This window comes from Syntrophaceae bacterium (assembly GCA_013177825.1).
In the GTDB taxonomy this organism is placed as follows: domain Bacteria; phylum Desulfobacterota; class Syntrophia; order Syntrophales; family PHBD01; genus PHBD01.
The window spans coordinates 252,489-270,775 of record JABLXX010000001.1 but is presented as its reverse complement, the minus strand read 5'-3'; the positions used below and the strand labels follow the sequence as shown (position 1 = coordinate 270,775).

The 18,287-nt window shown below is 57.2% G+C and carries 14 protein-coding genes and 3 tRNA genes; 15 read left to right on the top strand and 2 right to left on the bottom strand.

From position 1 onward, the window contains the following. The first annotated feature begins 3 nt into the window (after positions 1 to 3). Positions 4 to 741: a radical SAM protein gene (locus HPY65_01280; GenBank protein NPU83089.1), complete on the top strand. Its 738-nt coding sequence runs from the start codon at positions 4 to 6 to the stop codon at positions 739 to 741. A 116-nt stretch (positions 742 to 857) separates the two neighbouring features. Here HPY65_01280 and HPY65_01275 read toward each other — a convergent pair whose 3' ends face one another. Then, positions 858 to 2,501: an HD domain-containing protein gene (locus HPY65_01275; GenBank protein NPU83088.1), complete on the bottom strand. Its 1,644-nt coding sequence runs from the start codon at positions 2,499 to 2,501 to the stop codon at positions 858 to 860. A gap of 316 nt (positions 2,502 to 2,817) precedes the next feature. Then, positions 2,818 to 3,510, bottom strand: coding sequence for a hypothetical protein (locus HPY65_01270; protein NPU83087.1), 693 nt, complete (start codon positions 3,508 to 3,510; stop codon positions 2,818 to 2,820). 420 nt (positions 3,511 to 3,930) lie between these two features. Here HPY65_01270 and HPY65_01265 point away from each other — a divergent pair. From HPY65_01265 to HPY65_01200, 14 genes are all read left to right on the top strand, one after another. Then, positions 3,931 to 4,017 (top strand) — tRNA-Leu (locus tag HPY65_01265). 256 nt (positions 4,018 to 4,273) lie between these two features. Then, entirely contained in the window at positions 4,274 to 4,702 is a 429-nt protein-coding gene (locus HPY65_01260) for a MaoC family dehydratase (GenBank protein NPU83086.1), read from the top strand. Between the two features lie 133 nt (positions 4,703 to 4,835). Next, complete coding sequence (locus HPY65_01255) at positions 4,836 to 5,336, top strand: acyl-CoA thioesterase (protein NPU83085.1); 501 nt, start codon at positions 4,836 to 4,838, stop codon at positions 5,334 to 5,336. Between the two features lie 386 nt (positions 5,337 to 5,722). Further along, positions 5,723 to 7,051, top strand: coding sequence for a trigger factor (gene tig, locus HPY65_01250; protein ID NPU83084.1), 1,329 nt, complete (start codon positions 5,723 to 5,725; stop codon positions 7,049 to 7,051). Beyond that, the gene (gene clpP / locus HPY65_01245) at positions 7,051 to 7,650 is read left to right on the top strand and encodes an ATP-dependent Clp endopeptidase proteolytic subunit ClpP (GenBank protein NPU83083.1); all 600 of its coding nucleotides are present in this window, start codon (positions 7,051 to 7,053) and stop codon (positions 7,648 to 7,650) included. Before tig ends, clpP begins: the two co-directional genes overlap by 1 nt. Positions 7,651 to 7,725: 75 nt before the next feature. Then, entirely contained in the window at positions 7,726 to 8,988 is a 1,263-nt protein-coding gene (gene clpX, locus HPY65_01240) for an ATP-dependent Clp protease ATP-binding subunit ClpX (GenBank protein NPU83082.1), read from the top strand. 51 nt (positions 8,989 to 9,039) lie between these two features. Further along, positions 9,040 to 11,496 carry an endopeptidase La gene (lon, locus tag HPY65_01235; protein NPU83081.1) on the top strand — a complete coding sequence of 819 codons (2,457 nt, stop codon included), beginning with the start codon at positions 9,040 to 9,042 and terminating at the stop codon, positions 11,494 to 11,496. A gap of 68 nt (positions 11,497 to 11,564) precedes the next feature. Next, positions 11,565 to 11,640, top strand: a tRNA-Val gene (locus HPY65_01230). Between the two features lie 73 nt (positions 11,641 to 11,713). After that, positions 11,714 to 11,790, top strand: a tRNA-Asp gene (locus HPY65_01225). Positions 11,791 to 11,853: 63 nt separating this feature from the next. After that, positions 11,854 to 12,735 (top strand): radical SAM protein, encoded by an 882-nt coding sequence (locus tag HPY65_01220; protein ID NPU83080.1) that lies wholly within the window; start codon positions 11,854 to 11,856, stop codon positions 12,733 to 12,735. A gap of 46 nt (positions 12,736 to 12,781) precedes the next feature. Continuing rightward, positions 12,782 to 13,612 carry an HlyC/CorC family transporter gene (locus tag HPY65_01215; protein NPU83079.1) on the top strand — a complete coding sequence of 277 codons (831 nt, stop codon included), beginning with the start codon at positions 12,782 to 12,784 and terminating at the stop codon, positions 13,610 to 13,612. Next, the gene (gene lnt / locus HPY65_01210) at positions 13,599 to 15,236 is read left to right on the top strand and encodes an apolipoprotein N-acyltransferase (protein NPU83078.1); all 1,638 of its coding nucleotides are present in this window, start codon (positions 13,599 to 13,601) and stop codon (positions 15,234 to 15,236) included. The genes HPY65_01215 and lnt overlap by 14 nt, the downstream gene beginning before the upstream one ends. A gap of 52 nt (positions 15,237 to 15,288) precedes the next feature. Next, entirely contained in the window at positions 15,289 to 16,359 is a 1,071-nt protein-coding gene (gene prfB / locus HPY65_01205) for a peptide chain release factor 2 (protein NPU83077.1), read from the top strand. A gap of 17 nt (positions 16,360 to 16,376) precedes the next feature. After that, positions 16,377 to 18,245 (top strand): LysM peptidoglycan-binding domain-containing protein, encoded by a 1,869-nt coding sequence (locus HPY65_01200; GenBank protein ID NPU83076.1) that lies wholly within the window; start codon positions 16,377 to 16,379, stop codon positions 18,243 to 18,245. Positions 18,246 to 18,287: the final 42 nt, after the last annotated feature.

The following is an 18,287-nucleotide window of genomic DNA, read 5'->3' as shown; positions in this document are numbered from 1 at the left end:
ACCGTGGCCTTCTACAAGCTGACCTACAACAAGCAGCACCGATTCGCGACCGTCCACAATTACGGATGCACCTTCCGCTGCCCCACGTGCAGCTACAAGCTGCGGAGCGGTCCCGGGGGAAAGCCGGGCTTCGCATCTCCGGCTCCGGAGCGCTACCTTGAGACGGGGGAGATCAAGGAAGCCCTCCGCCGCCTGCCCATCGAGAACCTGTCTTTCATGGGAGGGGAACCCACCGTGGCGAAGGATCTGCCGGAAATGCTCCGCTTCGCCAAGGAGGAACTCCGGGTCGGCACCCGCCTGGGCCATACGAACGGCAGCAGGCTGCCCCTGCCGCACCTGGACGGGGCCAACGTCGGCCTCAAGGCCTGGGACGAGGATCTCCACCGGGCCGTCACGGGGCAGGACCGGAAACGGGTTTTCGACAATGTGGCCGCCGCCCACGAAGCGGGCATGAAACTGAAGGTGAACGTCGTCTATGTGCCGGGGCTCGTGGAACTCGACCAGGTGGAAGGGATCGCCGCCTGGCTGTCTTCGGTGAGCAGTGACATCCCGTTTCACATCATGGGATACATCCCCGTACCCGGGCAGCCTTATCCGCCCCCGACGCCGGAGCAGATGGCAGCGGCGGAGGCGGTCAGCCGGAGGCATCTTCCGGATGTAGCCAGTTCGCTGCTTACACCGAACCATGCCCTGAACCTTGCAGACCGGGACGACCGCTTCGCCGTTACCCGCCTGCTGTAGGGATGGGGATCGGTTCAGCTGCGGGAGAATGAACCTGCAGGCGGGAATTCAAGGGCCGGAGTTGGATTCTTTTTCGGGTTTCCGTACGGGATCGGCAGGTTGAAGGTGAACACGGATCAGTGGATCGTTGCCCGCGTATCCGCATGTTCCCGGGTCCGCAGAAACGAATCGACATACTCGGGGTCGAAATGAACCCCCCGGTACATCATGAGGGCCTTGGGCAGGCAGCGCAGGAAACTCTCCACGACGCTGGGATCGAACTGGCTCCCGGATCCATCCTTAAGAATCGAGATCGCTTTTTCCAGCGGCAGCGGGTCCGATGTCAGCAGGGAATCCTCGTCATACTTGGGATAATCCCGCTTTGAGGTCAGGGCGTCGAAGACGTCGGCTACGGCGATGATCCTCGATTCCATGGGGATCTGTTCCCCCTTCAATCCGTCGGGATATCCCTGCCCGTTCATCTTTTCATGATGATAGCAGGCGATGACGGGCACCCGGGACAGAGCTCTGGGAAACCGGAACTTCTCCAGGATGCTCCGCGTCATGACCGGATGCTTGTTCATCTCGTCCCGTTCCTCTTCTGTATACGGACCATTTTTCAGAAGGACCGCATCGCTCACCCCGATCTTGCCGATGTCGTGAAGCATGGCGGCGTAACGCAGGGCTTCACGATCGATGGACAGGCGCTTCAGATCCGACGCGATCAGCAGAGAATATTCGGTGACTCGTTCCGAATGGCCGGCCGTGAAGGGATGGCGGGCGTCGACGATGGCGGACAGGGTGACGACGAAACTCGTGAAGGAGAGACGGACCTCTTCCACGAGCAGGGAGTTTTCCAGGGAGATCCCTACCTGGGAGCCGAGAGCGTTCATGAAGACCTCGTCCTCCAGGTCGAAATATTGCTTCCGATCCAGCTTGTTGATGACCTGCAGAACGCCAATCCGCTCCCCCAGCCGGCCCTTGATCGGCACACAAAGGACGGATCGGGTCCGAAAATTGTTCTTTTCATCGAAGGTGCGATCAAAATAGGGTAGTTCCCAGGCGTCGGCGGCATTGATGGTTTCTCCGGTCTGGGCAACGCGGCCGCTGATCCCCTTGCCGAAGGGCAGGCGGATGGGCGGAATTCCCTCGGCGACTTTCGTCCATATCTCGTGGCGCTCCCAATCAATGACATACAGGCTGGTTCGCTCCGCCCCCATCACCGCCGTTACTTCGCCGACGATGAGCGGAAAAAGGCGGTCGAAGTCCAGCTCCGAGGTCAGATCGGAGGCAATGGCGATCAATTTGGCCAGCAGTTCCCGAAGGCGCTGGCGCTCCGCAATCTGGTCCGCCGCAGTCTGGAAAACGGTGTTGAAAGAGTCGATCAGGACCCGGATTTCATTGTCACGACTCGAATTTTCTTCCCGAACCAGAATTTCTTTCGGTACCTTTTGTTGAACGTCGATGCCCTGGTCGGAGAAGGCGATCCTGCCTTCCGCGACCTCCGTCGATCTTGCCTGGATCTCGCCGGTTACGACTTCCAGCGAACCGATCCAGCGGGACATGAGCAGGAAACTGACCAGCGGCAGCGGGAGCATCACAAGAAGGCCGAATATGATCGCTTGTTTGATATCCTCGATATCCCTCGTGCCCGCTTGGGGAAGGATGTATTCATAGATCATGTAAGTCATGAAAAAGATGGGGAGAAGGGAAGAGAGAATGAAAAAAACAAGAAAGATTTTTCTGGACTTGTTCCCCGCCACGGATTTTACCAGCGCCATCAGTTCACCCGATCGAAGCAGTGGAATGCGGATCCCTGTCCAGTGAAGAGCGGATTCCGCTTCCGGGTCGCAAGGCCGATGCGTAGCATTAAAAAAGCCTGCGCCGGGTTATTCCTTTCAGTGCGTGCAAAATGCGGAAATCAAAACGAACCCTACTGAAATTGGCTCGGCAAGTCAACCCGATGATTGATCTTCCCGCGGATTCAAGTTGGACGGAATCGATTTTTAGATGCTCCAGGACCCCAGACAGCATCGGGATTATCCATGGATTGGTCTGAATCACAAATGAGAAGGATCGTACTTGCGGTCCTGCATCTCAAGGTTTCGTTCCGTTTGTATCGCCTGTGTTATCGATGCGTTGCCGGCTGCATGCAGAGTCGGTGATTTTCCGGATGTCGGAAACCAGAGATTGCAGATTCTCACGGCGCACATGATCGTAGTCTTCCTCCATGGTCTTGCGCATGACTTCGTCCTTTTCAAAGGATCGGCCGAAGAAGAGCAGGATTCGGTCGAAGAGGCTCAGGTTTTCTCGAATCAGCCGGCCCGGGAGGGCGAAGTGGACCATTTTGCTTCTCATTTCGGAAGGGATGCTCCGTTTGTAGGATTCCGCAAGAGCAGGATGATCGGGAGGAGTTCCTGAAACGGTGAAGAGAATGATCTTTTTGTCCCTGAGGAGCGGCCACATCTTCTCGATGAAGGAGGCGGCAACGATCCGTCCTATCCTTACATAGCTTCCGATCACGACGACATCGTAACGGGAGATGTCCGGATCATCCTTGCCCAGTTCTGCGAGATCGGCGGGAATGCGCTCACCAAGCCAGAGGGCGTACTGGCGCGTGCTGCCGTACTTGCTGCAGTAGGCGATGAGAATCCTGGCCGGGGAGGGGCAGGGGGAGGCCTCTTTGACGGCATCCGCAGACTCCGGTGTGTGTGAAGGCGCAGCCGAGACAAGGCCGCAGGAGGCGGCAACGAGAAGAAAAGAAAAGAGAATTCGTTTTATCCAGCCCAAGGAACCCATCCATTGCACCTTTCAGAAATTCTGACAATGGTTTGCTCAATCCGATCGACCACTTGCACTCAATAACACGGCTCGGGGGATCAAGGCAACAAACCGTCGCCGGCTGGACGGGGCCGGTGTTCTGTGACCCTTCAAGAGGGTGGAAGCTATTGATTCACAAGAAGGAACGGGAGCGGTAGCGGAGATTTCGGCTTGACCGTCCGGACGGTCTGGCATATTGTGCGCCCCGCCTGCGGGACATCCCTTCCGGTAAATTCCCGTGAAGCCGGAGCGGCCGGAAGGGAGACCGCTTCGTTGCACAGCTTTCATGAGGGGAGCGTTCCCGGCGGTTATCCGGAATGCTGTCCGCCGGGGAACCCTTCATTGACAAGCGGGGGGATCCCGCGTATAAGGAAAAACCTCATTCAAATTGCGAGAGTGGCGGAACTGGCAGACGCACTGGACTTAGGATCCAGCGGGCGAGAGCCCTTGAGGGTTCAAATCCCTCCTTTCGCACCATCATATTAATCAAGAGCTTACCTGTCTTCCGTTTTGATGCCCACGCTCTTCAAATCGCTGATTGTGGGTGATATTGTGGGTAAATTCTCGAGAACCGGCATGAATGCTGTGCTCTGCAGGTATGATGCATGATTGAGGGGCCTACCATGCGCAGCCATCATTTCGCACAGCAGTTCGGAAGAGTTCCAGGATTTGGATGGCCACTCGGCCGATCCTTGCCTGAACAATTTCGGGGAAACAGAGGAGGCGACCCTGTATGGAGAATATCGTCATCGGTGAACGGTTCAAACGCAAAATCATGGTAACCGCCGAAGAAGCAAAGAGCTTTGCCTCCATAACCGGAGACGTGAGCCCGATCCACAGCGATGCGGACTTCGCACGCCGGAGCCGCTTCGGGGACCTGGTCGTCCCGGGGGGCCAACTGATATCGCTTATGACGGGCCTGGTGGCCACCCATTTCTACCGGCCCTCCGGCCGCATCGGTGTCGGGATCGAGTTCTCCTGCATTGCCCATGGGGCGGTGAAGGCAGGGCAGGAAGTGGAAATCTCCTGGGAGGTGACGGACGTCCGGGACAAACCGTCTCTTTCCGGAACCGTCGTGACGTTGAAGGGAACGGTTTCCGATACTCTGGGGAACAGGTACATCACGGCGTCAAGCAAGACGCTCGTCACCGACCGCCCCTGAAGATTCAGGGCATCGTCGTTGGTCAAGACAGGCAAAGGTAGGGGACCGGCTTTGTCATCCCCGGAATGTGCCGGGAGGTCGTTATGGAAATGAATAGGGAACAGATCGGAAAGGATAATGGGAGAGAATTGAAATGACAGCAAAAACGGTGCAGAACAGCTCAGCCGTCATGGCTCAGGTAATGAATCCCCAGGATGCGAATCCGGCCGGGAACGTCCACGGAGGAGTCATCATGAAGCTCATCGATACGGTCGCCGGAGTCGTTGCCATGCGGCACGCCGGATCGATGGCCGTGACGGCCTCCATCGACCGCCTGGACTTTTATCATCCCGTATTTGTCGGCAACCTGGTCACAATGCGGGCCAGCTTGAACTTCGTGGGGCGGACCTCAATGGAAGTGGGGGTTCGTGTGGAGTCGGAGGATGTCTGCACCGGTGAAATACGCCATACCTCGACGGCCTACCTAACCTTTGTGGCTCTCGACAAGAACAACCGCCCCCAGCCCCTGCCGGAACTGATTCTGGAGACGGCCGTCGAGGAGCGCCGCAACCGGGAAGCGAAGATCAGAAGGGAATCGCGTCTGGCTGAAAAAACGAGGGAAAAGGAATCCCAACGGAAACCGGAGCATATTTAAGCGATCAGGCCGGATGTTCAGGGAAGCAAGAGGGCCGGAGTTGAATACGCTGAGCACGGTACGATCAGGAATCTTCCCGGCGGAATTGAAACAGAGCCGGTTACAGGCGAAGCAAGGAAGGAAACGGTCGGGTGGTGTGCTCCAAACATGCCACCATCGAATAAATCCCCTTTCCCTGCCATGAGTTAGGTTTTGCTTGACAGCACGGGTCGTTTTCACTATTGACGCACCCCTGTAGGATGATTATCATACCACGGCTGAAGGATTCAGGATCCATCGGGTGACGTGATCAGGGTTCACTTTCCATTTTTCTCACAACGCCATTCCCCGGTTTGTTCCCGACCCCCTTTCTCCATCAGCCGTTATCCCAGCTCAGGAGACAAATTGTGACGGAAACGACAGCAGCGGTTCAGGTTGAAGAGATCAGTCCTGTCCAGAAGAAACTGTCATTCGACGTTCCTTGGGAGGATGTAAAAAAGGAACTGGAGGCAGCTTACCGCCAGGTCGGGAAAAAGGCTCATGTCAAGGGCTTTCGGCAGGGTAAGGTACCCAGGCAGGTTCTGGAAGTGTATTATAAGGACCAGGCGGAAGGGGAAGCCGTGACCAACCTGGTAAACCGGCATTATTGGGATGCCCTGCAGGCTCGTGATATCCAGGCCGTTGCGCAGCCGGTCATCGACCAGAAGGGGATCGAGCCGGACAAGAACTTTTCCTTCACGGCGACGGTGGAAGTGGAACCGCTGGTGGAACCGAAGGATTATGCCGGGATGGAGTTGGAGAGGCAGGAAGTCTCCGTCACTAACGAGGACGTCGACCGGCGGATCGACCAGATCCGGGAAATGTTCGCTACGCTGGGAGAACTCAGCAGCGACAGGGCGATCATCCATGGCGATTTCGTCACGCTTGATTTCCAGGGATCCCTGGATGGTGTTGCCCGGGATGAAATGAAGGCGGACGGGTATTTTCTGGAAGTGGGATCGGGCCGGTTCATCCCGGGGTTTGAAGACCAGCTCGTCGGTTTGTCCAAGGAGGAAGAGAAGGAGTTTCCCATCACCTTTCCGGCGGAGTACGGAGTGCCGGACATGGCCGGCAAGGAGGCCGTCTTCAAGGTGAAGATCCGGGATATCCGCGAAAAGAAGCTTCCCGAAGTAAACGAAGAATTTGTCAAGAACTTCGAAAAATATGAAAACATGGAAGAATTCCGTGCCGATCTTCAAAAATCCCTCGGAGAGGAAGCGGAGGCGCGTTCACGGAGCGCCCTTCGGGACCAGATTCTGGACAAGCTGGTAACGGGTCATGATTTTGAAATTCCGCCCTCTTTTCAGGATCGGCAGGTGATCCTCATGATGGGCGATCTGCACCGGTCCCTTATGGCACAGGGAATGCCCAAGGAACAGGCCTCGCAACGGGCCTTCTCCCAGCTCGAACGGATGCGCGAAGAGGCGAAAAAGGTCGTGAAATCGATCCTGATCTTGAAGAAGATCGCCCAGATCGAAGCGATCGACGTCAACGACGAGGAGGTCGAGAGCAGGATCGGCGAACTGGCCGCGAAGAGGGGGGTGCCTGTCGAGACGCTGAAGCAGCAGTTCGAGGAGGAGGAGCGGATCGAAGACATTCGCCTGGAGTTGCGGAACGAGAAGGTATTCGAGTTCATCATCGACCGCGCGAAGATCACTCCCGTAGCGGCACCTGCCGGAGCCGGGGAGGTTGCCTGATGCCTCTGATTCCAATGGTCGTTGAACAGGATGGTCGTGGAGAGCGGGCCTTCGATATCTATTCGCGCCTTCTGAAGGATCGGATCATTTTCCTGGGAACGCCGATCGACGATCACGTCTCGAACCTCATCATCGCCCAACTCCTCTACCTGGAATCGGAGGATCCGGACCGGGAAATATTCTTTTACCTGAACTCGCCGGGCGGTCATGTCAGTTCGGGACTCGCCATCTACGACACGATGCGGTACGTTCGCTGTCCCGTCCATACATTTTGCATGGGACAGGCAGCCAGCATGTGTGCCCTCCTGCTTGCAGCGGGTGAGAAGGGGAAGCGTTTCGCCCTTCCACACTCGAGGATCCTGATCCATCAGCCCCTCGGCGGATTTCAGGGGCAGGCGACCGATATCGACATTCAAGCGAGGGAAATCCTGCGCCTGAAGGATGAGCTCAATGCCATTCTGTCCGACCTGACCGGACAGGCCCTGGCGAAAATCCAGGCAGACACGGAGCGTGATTATTACATGGACAGCCAACAGGCCAAGGAGTACGGAATCATCGATGAGATCCTGCAGAAAAGGCCTGCGAAGGATAACAAGTAACACCGGTTCGGCATCCATTGCCGGATTGAACTGGTTAAGCCGGGAAATAGCGGTTGAAGCGAACAGGAGAATGACATGGTTAGGAAAGGACGGGATGTGCACGGCGGTCCGGGAATGCTTTATTGCTCGTTCTGCGGAAAGAGCCAGAACGAGGTACGCAAGCTCGTCGCCGGGCCCACGGCCTATATTTGTGACGAATGCATCGAACTCTGCCGTTGCATCGTAGACGAGGAGACCGATGCGCCCCTCCTCGACGAGCCTCGCCAGACGATTCCGGAGCCCCGGGAAATAAAGTCTTTTCTCGATCAGTACGTAATCGGCCAGGAGAAGCCGAAGAAGGTGCTCTCCGTGGCGGTCTACAACCACTACCGCCGGCTCTCCTCGAATGTGAGCCTGGACGGGGTTGAAATCCAGAAGAGCAACATCCTGCTCATCGGTCCCACGGGTTCGGGAAAAACCCTGCTCGCCAAGACCCTGGCGAAAATCCTGAACGTCCCGTTCACCATTGCCGATGCGACGACTTTGACCGAGGCGGGATATGTGGGGGAGGACGTTGAGAACATCATCCTGAGCCTCCTTCAGAATGCCGACTATGACGTAGAGCGTGCGTCCCGGGGGATCGTCTACATCGACGAAATCGACAAGATCGCCAAGAAATCGGGAAATCCTTCGATCACCCGGGACGTTTCCGGGGAAGGCGTCCAGCAGGCCTTGCTCAAGATCATCGAGGGTACCCTGGCGAACATTCCGCCGAAAGGGGGACGGAAGCATCCCCAACAGGAATTCATCCAGGTGGACACGACGAACATCCTGTTCATCTGTGGCGGGGCTTTCAACGGGATCGAAGACATCATTGCCAAGCGCATCGGAGCGACCTCCATGGGATTCGGTGCCGATGTGCGGAGCAAGCGGGATCGGCGGCTGAGCGAACTCCTCGCGGAGGTTCAGCCGGAAGATCTCCTGAAATACGGAATGATTCCCGAGTTTATCGGCCGGCTTCCCGTCGTGTCAACCCTCGACGAGTTGACCCAGGACGACATGATCCGGATCCTTGTGGAGCCGAAAGACGCGATCATCAAGCAGTACCGGAAAATATTTGAGATGGAAAACGTGGCTCTGAAGTTTACCGACGGAGCCCTTCGGTCCATCGCCAAGCTGTCTGTAGACCGCAAGGCCGGCGCGAGAGGATTGCGTGCCATTCTCGAAAATACGATGCTGGACATCATGTACGAGCTTCCCTCCCGGAACGATATCCAGGAGTGCATTATCAGCGATGAGGTCGTGCTCCGGAAGGAAATGCCGCTCTTCGTCATGGAAAAGAAAACGGAGACGGCCTGAGCGGCGATCACGCCGGATGCCTAAACAGAGACAATAGAACGGGGTGACCCAGTGGCCATATTTGACAGCAGTGCCGACGAAAACAAATCCAGGATCGTTTCCATTCCGCTCCTGCCGCTTCGGGATGTAGTCGTTTTCCCGCACATGATCGTCCCTCTTTTCGTGGGACGGGAAAAGTCGATCTCCGCCCTCGAATCGGCCATGAAGCACGAGAAGGGCATTTTTCTCGTGGCCCAGAAACTGGCTCAGAAAGACGAGCCCGCGGAAGAAGATATCTATTCGATCGGGACCATCGGCATCATCATCCAGCTTCTGAGGCTTCCCGACGGCACCGTGAAAGTGCTCGTTGAGGGTAAAAGTCGGGGAGTTATCGAAGAATATCTCCCCAACGAGGACTATTTTCTGGTCCGCGTTCGGGAGGTGGAAAGTGACGAAGGAGAAGATACAGTAAAAACGGAGGCTTTGGTAAGAAACCTCAAGGAAGCCTTTGAGAGTTATGTGAAGCTCAGCAAAAAGATTCACGTGGAAATGATAGCTACCGTTTCCGCCATGGAAGACGCCGCCAAGATGTCGGATATCGTCGTTTCCCATCTGAACGTCAAGCTGGAGGAGAAACAGCGGGTTCTCGAGATCACGAATCTCAACGAGCGGTTGGAGGCCGTTTATGAGCTGATGATCGGAGAGATTGAGATCCTGCAGGTTGAGGAGAAGATCAAGAAGCGGGTCAAAAAGCAGATGGAGAAGACCCAGAAAGACTACTACCTCAACGAGCAGATGCGGGCCATCCAGAAGGAGATGGGGGAGAAGGACGACTTCAAAAACGAGATTCAGGATCTTGAGAAAAAGCTCAAGGCGAAAAAACTCTCCGAGGAGGCGGACAAGAAAGTCCGCCAGGAGATCAAAAAACTGCAGATGATGGCCCCTATGTCGGCGGAAGCGACGGTGGTCCGCAACTATATAGACTGGCTCCTCGACATTCCCTGGTTCGAGAAGACGGACAACGCTTACACCCTGAAGGAATCGGAGGCCATCCTCGAGGAAGACCATTACGGGCTCAAGCAGGTGAAGGAGCGAATCCTGGAGTACCTGGCAGTCCAGAGCCTGGTGAAGAAAAACAAGGGTTCCATCCTCTGCCTCGTAGGTCCGCCGGGGGTGGGGAAAACCTCCATCGCCAAGTCCGTGGCCCGTTCCACGAACCGGAAGTTCGTCCGCTTCTCCCTGGGGGGCGTGCGGGACGAGGCGGAGATTCGCGGACACAGAAGAACCTACATCGGCGCGCTTCCGGGCAAGATCGTACAGCTGATGAAGAAGGCCGGCACGAGCAACCCGGTCTTCTGCCTGGACGAAGTGGACAAGCTCTCGTCCGATTTCCGCGGCGATCCCTCGTCGGCCCTTCTGGAAGTGCTTGATCCGGAGCAGAACGGCAGCTTCAATGACCATTACCTGGAAGTCGACTACGACTTGTCCGACGTCATGTTCATCACCACCGCCAATGTTCTGCAGACGATCCCGGCTCCACTGCAGGACCGCATGGAGGTCATCCGGATTGCCGGCTACACGGAACCGGAAAAGCTCAATATCGCAAAGAAATTCCTGGTTAAAAAGTCCATGGAGGCCAACGGGCTGCAAGCTGAGCATATCCTTTTTACAGACGGGTCCATCCTGGGCATCATCCGCCAGTACACACGGGAAGCGGGTGTGCGGAACCTGGAGCGGGAAATCGCCTCCATTTGCCGGAAGGTGGCCCGGGAGATCGTGACGAACGGGAAGAAGAACCAGTTGAAGATCACGTCGAAAAATGTCTCCAAGTACCTTGGCGTGCCCAAGTTCCGCCATGGCGAGGCGGAAGGAAGGGACGAGATCGGCCTCTGTATCGGCCTGGCCTGGACGGAAGTGGGCGGGGAACTGCTCAATATCGAGTCTTCCCTCATGAAGGGAACGGGACGGATGGTCATGACGGGCAAGCTAGGAGATGTCATGCAGGAGTCGGTTCAGGCGGCATTGACCTATGTGCGTGCCAGAGCGGAAAAATTCGGCCTCGAAGAGAACTTCTACAAAGATATTGACGTCCATATCCATGTCCCCGAGGGAGCGATCCCCAAGGATGGTCCCTCGGCGGGCATCGCCATGGCGACCTCCATCGCTTCTGCATTCATTCGCAGAAAAATCAGGGGCGATCTGGCCATGACCGGAGAAATCACACTCCGGGGAAGGGTTCTGCCGATCGGCGGACTGAAAGAAAAGCTTCTGGCGGCCCATCGGGGAAATCTGAAGACCGTCATCATTCCCAAGGATAACGAGAAGGACCTGGCGGAGGTTCCATCCAATGTCCTGAAGGCGTTGGAGATTGTCTTCGTGGAGCATATGGACGATGTTCTCAAGGTGGCCTTCGCAGGGGATCCATCCACTGAAGCGCCCTTGTTTGCGGGAACCCTTCGCCGGGAAACCGGGGAAGACGCGGCATCCGGTTCACGCGGAGAATCCGTATCGACTTCGATCACGCATTAACGGGATATTGAGCAAGGTTGGACTTGACAAGACTCTTTTCGATCTGCTAAAGGGCGTCCTCCGGATTTGGGCGGGTAGCTCAGCTGGGAGAGCGCCACGCTTACACCGTGGATGTCACAGGTTCGAGTCCTGTTCCGCCTACCAGATAGAGCGAGACTCTTGTTTGCATTCGCGGAAAAACAGGAGTATTCTTTTACAAAAAGACAGTGAGCATAACGGGGTCGTAGTTAAGTCGGTTATAACGCCGGCCTGTCACGCCGGAGGCCGTGGGTTCGAGTCCCATCGGCCCCGCCAAATATGCTGAGGGGGGTTGGCCAGACAGGTCAACCCCCCTTTTTCGTCCAGAGGCGATGGCACATGAAATACGAGGGAATGATCATCAGACCGCCCAGTGAGGCAGAAAGCCTGCTTCTTCAGGTCAGCGTCGGCTGCTCCCACAACAAATGCACCTTCTGTCCGACCTATAAAGGGGAGAAATTTAGGATCAAATCCTTTGACGAGATCCGGGAGGACATCCGGGAGGCGGCCCGTTTCTCTCTGAGGCGGCCTGTCGGGAAGGTTTTTCTCGTAGGCGGCGACGCCCTGATTCTCCCGCAGGCCAGGCTTATTGAAATTCTCACCGACCTCAGGGCCAATGTTCGAGGAATCGAGCGGGTCGGACTCTATGCAAACGCCAAGAGCGTGCGGAAAAAGAGCCCCGAGGAGTTGAAGGAGCTTCGGGCGCTGGGATTGGGGATCGCTTATCTGGGCGTTGAATCCGGAAGCGGGGCCATCCTGGAGAAAATCCGGAAAGGTGCAACGCCCCGACAATTAGTGGATGCCGGGAGAAAACTGAAGGAAGCGGGCATTGGCCTGTCAGTGACCGTTCTGCTGGGCATCGGCGGGGTGGAGGACAGCGCAGTCCATGCGCTGGAGACGGCGAACATCCTGACGGAGATGGATCCGGATTATACCGGCGCCCTGACCCTGATGCTGGTTCCGGGGACCCCGCTGTACGACGACTGGAAGGCAGGTCGGTTCGTTCTTCCCGATCAATATGGCTTTCTTGAAGAACTGGGGATCATGATCGGCCGTTCCCGGTTCACGAACTGTTTCTTTACGTCCAACCATGCCTCGAATTATCTTCCGATCCGGGCCCGGCTTCCGGAAGAGAAGGAAGAAACGGTGCGGCTCATCCGGGAAGTGGTCGAATCCCGGGACAAGAGGCTGCTGAGGCCCGAATATCTTCGCGGACTGTGATACGGCCCGTGGTCGACCTGCCACAAGGTGGACAAGGGGGGAAGGCTTGAAGAAAAAGGTATCCACGTTTCTCAGGGGAATTCTTTCTTCCAGCGATCCCGACCGGCTGGAAAAGGAGATCCAGTCCATCGTCGACGACGGCGAGGAAAAGGGGCTTCTGGATTCGCAGTCGGGAGACATGATCCAGAACATCCTGGCGTTTCGCGACACCGTCGTCCGGGAGGTCATGATCCCGAGAACGGAGATGGTGGCGATCAGTTCCCGCTCGACTATCGAGGAGATCCTGGAACTGGTGAGGGTTCACGGTCACACCCGGATGCCCGTCTACCAGGGAAACATCGACAACATCGTCGGCGTCATGAACGTGAAGGATCTGCTCAAATTCTGGTCCAAATCCCTGGATGAAAAAGACATTCTGCAGGTTCTTCGCAAGCCCTACTACATCCCGGAAACGAAGAACACCCACATCCTTCTCCATGAACTCAAGCAGCGGAAGCACCATATGGCCATCGTCATCGACGAGTACGGAGGAACCTCCGGGCTGGTGACGTTCGAGGACCTGATCGAGGAGATCGTGGGGGAGATTCACGACGAGCATGACAGCCGGGAAGGGCGGATTGTGCCCGCCGCGGACGGCTATTTTCTTCTGGACGGCCGTGTCGAGATCGAGGAGATCGAGGAGCACTTCGACGTGAAGCTGCCGCGGGGCAAGTTCGAGACCGTGGGCGGACTGATTCTCCATCACATCATGCGGATTCCGGAGCCGGGGGAGACCATCATTATCGATCCATTTGAAATCATAATTGAATCTGCAAACGAGAGAACCATACGCAAGATCCGGATGAAGAAACTGCCTGGCGATCATGACGCGATCTGATCGGACGGGGAAAAGAAACGGAGCCGCCGGAAGCAGCGAACCCGGAAGGATTCCGGCTGCCGACGGATCCCGTGCCTGGCTCCTGGCGCTGGCAAGCGGCGCGCTTCTCTGTCTGTCGTTTCCGCGTTACGGGTCGGCCGTCGTGGCCTGGGCGGCTCTCGTGCCCCTTTTTCTCGCTGTCCGGAACGCCTCCATCCTGCAGGCGTTCGGATTGGGGTGGGCGGCCGGTTTCACGGGCTATGTCGGGATTCTCTACTGGATCGTTCACGTAGTGGTACACTACGGCCGCCTTCCCTTCGCCGTAGGAATCCCGGTCATGCTCCTCCTGGCGGCGTACCTGGGGCTCTATGTCTCCATCTTTGCAGGCGCTCTTGTCTTCTTCAGGCATCGGGGCTTTCCGCTGCTCCTGGGAGCCCCGCTGGTATGGACTTCCCTCGAGTTCGTCAAGTCCCGCCTCCTGAGCGGTTTTCCCTGGGCGGACCTGGGAGCCTCCCAGTATCCGAACCTGCCTTTCATTCAGACGGCCGAGTTCACCGGAACCTACGGCCTGACGTTCCTGGTCGTGATGGCGAATGCCGCTCTCTTCCGCCTTCTCTTCGAACGGGCCGATAACCGGCGATGGCTTCGGGAGGTCCTGGTCTGTATCGTTCTGATCGCCGCCGTTCACGGTTACGGATGGTGGCGGATCGGAGACATCGGGAAGAAGCTCGAAGGAGCCCCCTCTCTGGCCGTTCGCCTCGTCCAGGGAAACATCGAGCAGGACGTGAAGTGGGACCCTGCATACCAGCAGGAGACGGTCGACATCTACACCTCCCTCTCGCGCCGGACGCCCGCCCCGCCGGGCGGTCTCGTCGTCTGGCCGGAGACGGCCGCCCCTTTCTATTTCCAGGACCGGAACGACCTGCACCGACAGGTGACATTCCTCCCCCGCGAAACCGCTTCCTGGCTGATCCTGGGCAGTCCGCGCTACGAACAAAGGGAGCGCGAGATCGCCTCCTTCAACAGCGCCTTCCTCGTTTCACCGGAAGGAGCCGTGCAAAGCCGGTACGACAAGGTCCACCTTGTGCCCTATGGGGAATACGTTCCGTTCCGCCGGATCATCCCCTTTCTGACGGCACTGACGGAAGGAATCGGCGATTTCGAGTCCGGATCCGGATATCAGGTTCTGACGATGGGCGCCCACCGGCCCGGGGTCCTCATCTGCTATGAAGGGATTCTTGCAGAGGCCGGCCGGGCCTACAAACGCCAGGGAGCGGATCTGCTGGTGAACATTACCAACGATGCCTGGTTCGGCCGGACGTCCGCTCCCTATCAGCACCTTTCGATGACGGTATTCCGGGCCGTGGAAACCCGCCTGTTCCTGATTCGGGCGGCCAATACGGGCATCTCGGCCATTGTGGATCCTACCGGGAGAATCGCAGCGCAGACGGGCATCTTCGAGAGGACAGCCCTGGCCGGAAGCGTGAATTTCATTGACGAGAAGACGTTTTATGGGGCATATGGGGACATCTTTGTTTACCTTTGCCTGGGCGGCACCCTCGTGGTGATCGGCTTTTCATCACCGGGCCGCTTCGGCCGGCCCCGTTCCAGCCGGAAAGATCCCCCGAGAGAACGAAAAAAGTAAGGAGAAAGAACCATGATCGAAGGGTCAGAGGCACTGGCACAGACATTGGAGGATCTTCAGAAACGAATTGAAAACCTCGGGGTGTGTCTTTGACGTCGCCGGCAAGGAAGCTGAAAAAAGCACCCTGGATGCCCAGGTCCTGAAAGATGATTTCTGGAGTGATCAGGAAACGGCCAGGGAAATCCTGAAGAGGAAAAGCCGCTTGGAGGAGGTCATCGGCGGCTGGAAAGAACGGGATCGGGTTTACCGGGATCTGGCGCAACTTTATGAACTGGCGTCCGAGGAAGGGGACGAGGATACGATCCGGGACATTTCCCGGGATCTCGACCACCTCGAAACGAATGTCCGGGATGACGAATTCCGCCTCATGCTGGGCGCGGAAGAGGACCGCCTCAACGCCATCATGAACATCAATGCAGGCGCCGGCGGTACCGAGGCCCAGGACTGGGCGGAAATGCTCTTCCGCATGTACGGCCGATGGGCGGAGAGAAAAGGCTACCGGATGCAGGTCATCGATCTGCTCCCCGGGGAAGAGGCGGGCATCAAGAGCGCTTCCATAACCCTGGAGGGGCCGTATGCCTACGGCTACGCGAAAGCGGAGATCGGCATCCATCGTCTTGTCCGGATATCTCCTTTCGATGCCGGTGCCCGGCGCCATACATCCTTTGCATCCGTGTTTGTCTTTCCCGAAGTGAGCGACGAGATCGTCATTGAAATCGATGAGGGCGACCTGCGCGTCGATACCTATCGGTCCACGGGTGCCGGGGGACAGCACGTCAACAAAACGGACTCGGCCGTCCGCATCACGCATATTCCGACGGGCATTGTCGTCCAGTGCCAGAATGAACGGTCCCAGCACAAAAACAAATCCATGGCCATGAAATACCTCAAGTCCCGCCTGTATGAGCGCAAGCTCACGGAACAGAGGGCCAAGCTGGATGAAATGGAGAAGTCGAAGAAGGACATCGCCTGGGGGAGCCAGATCCGGTCCTATGTCCTTCATCCCTACAAGATGGTCAAAGATCACCGGACAAACCTTGAAACAGGCAATGTAACCCGGGTCCTCGACGGGGAAATCGACGATTTTATCGAGGCTTATCTCCTCGCGGCCTCCAAGCGATGAAGGGAAGGAGTTGCGGCATGCAGAAAAGATCCGTCAGCTGGATCATCCTCTCGATTGTTATCGTGTTTTGTTTCCTCGGAACGTCATGGGGTGCGGAGGAACAGTCGAAAGCGAAGAGCGCGGTTGCCGCATCGGCAGATGTGAGGGATCCGTCTGCGGAGAAGACTCGTACAGCCGATAAACCGATGTCTGCCGGGGAGCAGAAACCGATCGGGGAAACGGCATCACCGCAGGAGGCGAACAACGGAGAGGGACAGGATCAGGACCTGATGGAGGAAGCCCTGGCCCTCCTGGAAGAGTCACAGGTCTCCTGGTCGCGTGGGGATCTGGAGGGAGCCCTGGAGCTCCTGGATCAGGCCTATGCCCTGGTGCTGGATACGGATGGCGATCCTTCCGTCGCCCGGCAGAAAGACGACCTGAGGCTCCTTGTCGCCCGGCGCATCGTCGCCATCTACACGTCCATGCGAACGGTGGCCAAAGGGAAACGCAGCGAAATCCCCCTGTTGATGAACGCCGATGTGGAGAAGGAGATCCGTTCCTTTCAAACGGTGGAGCGGAATTTCTTCATGGAGTCCTATCGCCGTTCCGGCATCTATCGGCCGGCCATGGTCCGGCAGCTTAAGAAAGCGGGGCTGCCGGAAGAGCTTTCCTGGCTGCCCCTGGTGGAGAGCGGTTTCAAGATTCACGCACTCTCCAGGGCCCGCGCCCTCGGCCTCTGGCAGTTCATTCCCTCGACGGGTTATAAATACGGCCTGAACCGGACGGACTGGGTCGACGAGCGCATGGACCTGGAAAAGTCAACCCGGGCGGCCATCGACTACATGAAGGCTCTTCATGAAATGTTCGGCGACTGGCTTACGGTGCTGGCTGCATACAATTGTGGAGAGGGAAGGGTGCTCCGGGTCATTTCCCAGCAAAAGCTCAACTATCTTGACCGTTTCTGGGATCTTTACCATCTCCTGCCGTACGAAACGGCCCGCTATGTTCCCCGCTTTCTCGCCACGATCCACATCATTCGGGACCCGAAGAAATATGGCATGGAACTGCCGGAGGCGCTGGAAAAGGAGATTCCCTTCGAGACCGTGAAAATCCAGAAATCCATGAAGCTGGCGGACATCGCCACCCGGATCGAGACCTCCGAGGAAACCATGTCTTTTCTGAACTCGGAACTGCGGCACGGGATCACGCCGGATAAGGATTACGACCTAAAGGTGCCCATCGAGAAGGCGGAGGTCCTGCTCGCCAGGATCGATGACATTCCGCGCTGGGAGCTTCCGGCGCCGGACCGTGAATCACACCGGTTTGTCCGCTATCGGGTGAGGAGGGGGGACTCCCTCGCTTCCATCGCCCGAAAACACAGAACGACGCCCCAGGCCATCCGGTCCTGCAATCCGTCGCTGGCGAAAGCGCGGTTGCGATCCGGACAGACGCTGGTCATTCCGGCGAAACGTCGATCGGCGGCTGCTTCACCGGTCCGCATCACGAAAAAAGGGTCGGCCGGATCCAGTGGATCATACCGGGTGAAAAAGGGGGACACCCTTTCGGAACTGGCGGAACGGTTCAACACGACTCCTGCGCAGCTCAGCAGACTCAACAGGGTCAAGGGAAACAAGCTTTTTACGGGACAGCTGCTGAAGATCCCTTCCCAGCGGAATGAGGAAACTTCCGAAGATACGGCGGACCAGAAGGCTCAGAAGAACCGGAAAAAAGGGAAGGCGGCCGGAACATCGGCCGGAGAAGAAGGGAAGACATACAAGGTTCGGAAAGGCGACAACCTGTTTCGAATCGCCGTCCGCAACGGAACAAGCGTTGAAATTTTACGGAAGGCCAACAACCTGGGAAATGGTGATTCCATCCATCCCGGGCAGATCATTCAGATCCGGTGAGATCAGGGAACAGACAGGGCGCCCGCATGGCCGTTTCCAGAC

Excerpts from the sequence above, each read along its gene's own strand:
- HPY65_01255 (NPU83085.1), top strand. The coding sequence starts at position 4,836 with ATGACAGCAAAAACGGTGCAGAACAGCTCAGCCGTCATGGCTCAGGTA.
- HPY65_01220 (NPU83080.1), top strand. The coding sequence starts at position 11,854 with ATGAAATACGAGGGAATGATCATCAGACCGCCCAGTGAGGCAGAAAGC.
- clpP (NPU83083.1), top strand. The coding sequence starts at position 7,051 with ATGCCTCTGATTCCAATGGTCGTTGAACAGGATGGTCGTGGAGAGCGG.
- clpX (NPU83082.1), top strand. The coding sequence starts at position 7,726 with ATGGTTAGGAAAGGACGGGATGTGCACGGCGGTCCGGGAATGCTTTAT.
- lnt (NPU83078.1), top strand. The coding sequence starts at position 13,599 with ATGACGCGATCTGATCGGACGGGGAAAAGAAACGGAGCCGCCGGAAGC.
- HPY65_01275 (NPU83088.1), bottom strand. The coding sequence starts at position 2,501 with ATGGCGCTGGTAAAATCCGTGGCGGGGAACAAGTCCAGAAAAATCTTT.
- HPY65_01260 (NPU83086.1), top strand. The coding sequence starts at position 4,274 with ATGGAGAATATCGTCATCGGTGAACGGTTCAAACGCAAAATCATGGTA.
- HPY65_01200 (NPU83076.1), top strand. The coding sequence starts at position 16,377 with ATGCAGAAAAGATCCGTCAGCTGGATCATCCTCTCGATTGTTATCGTG.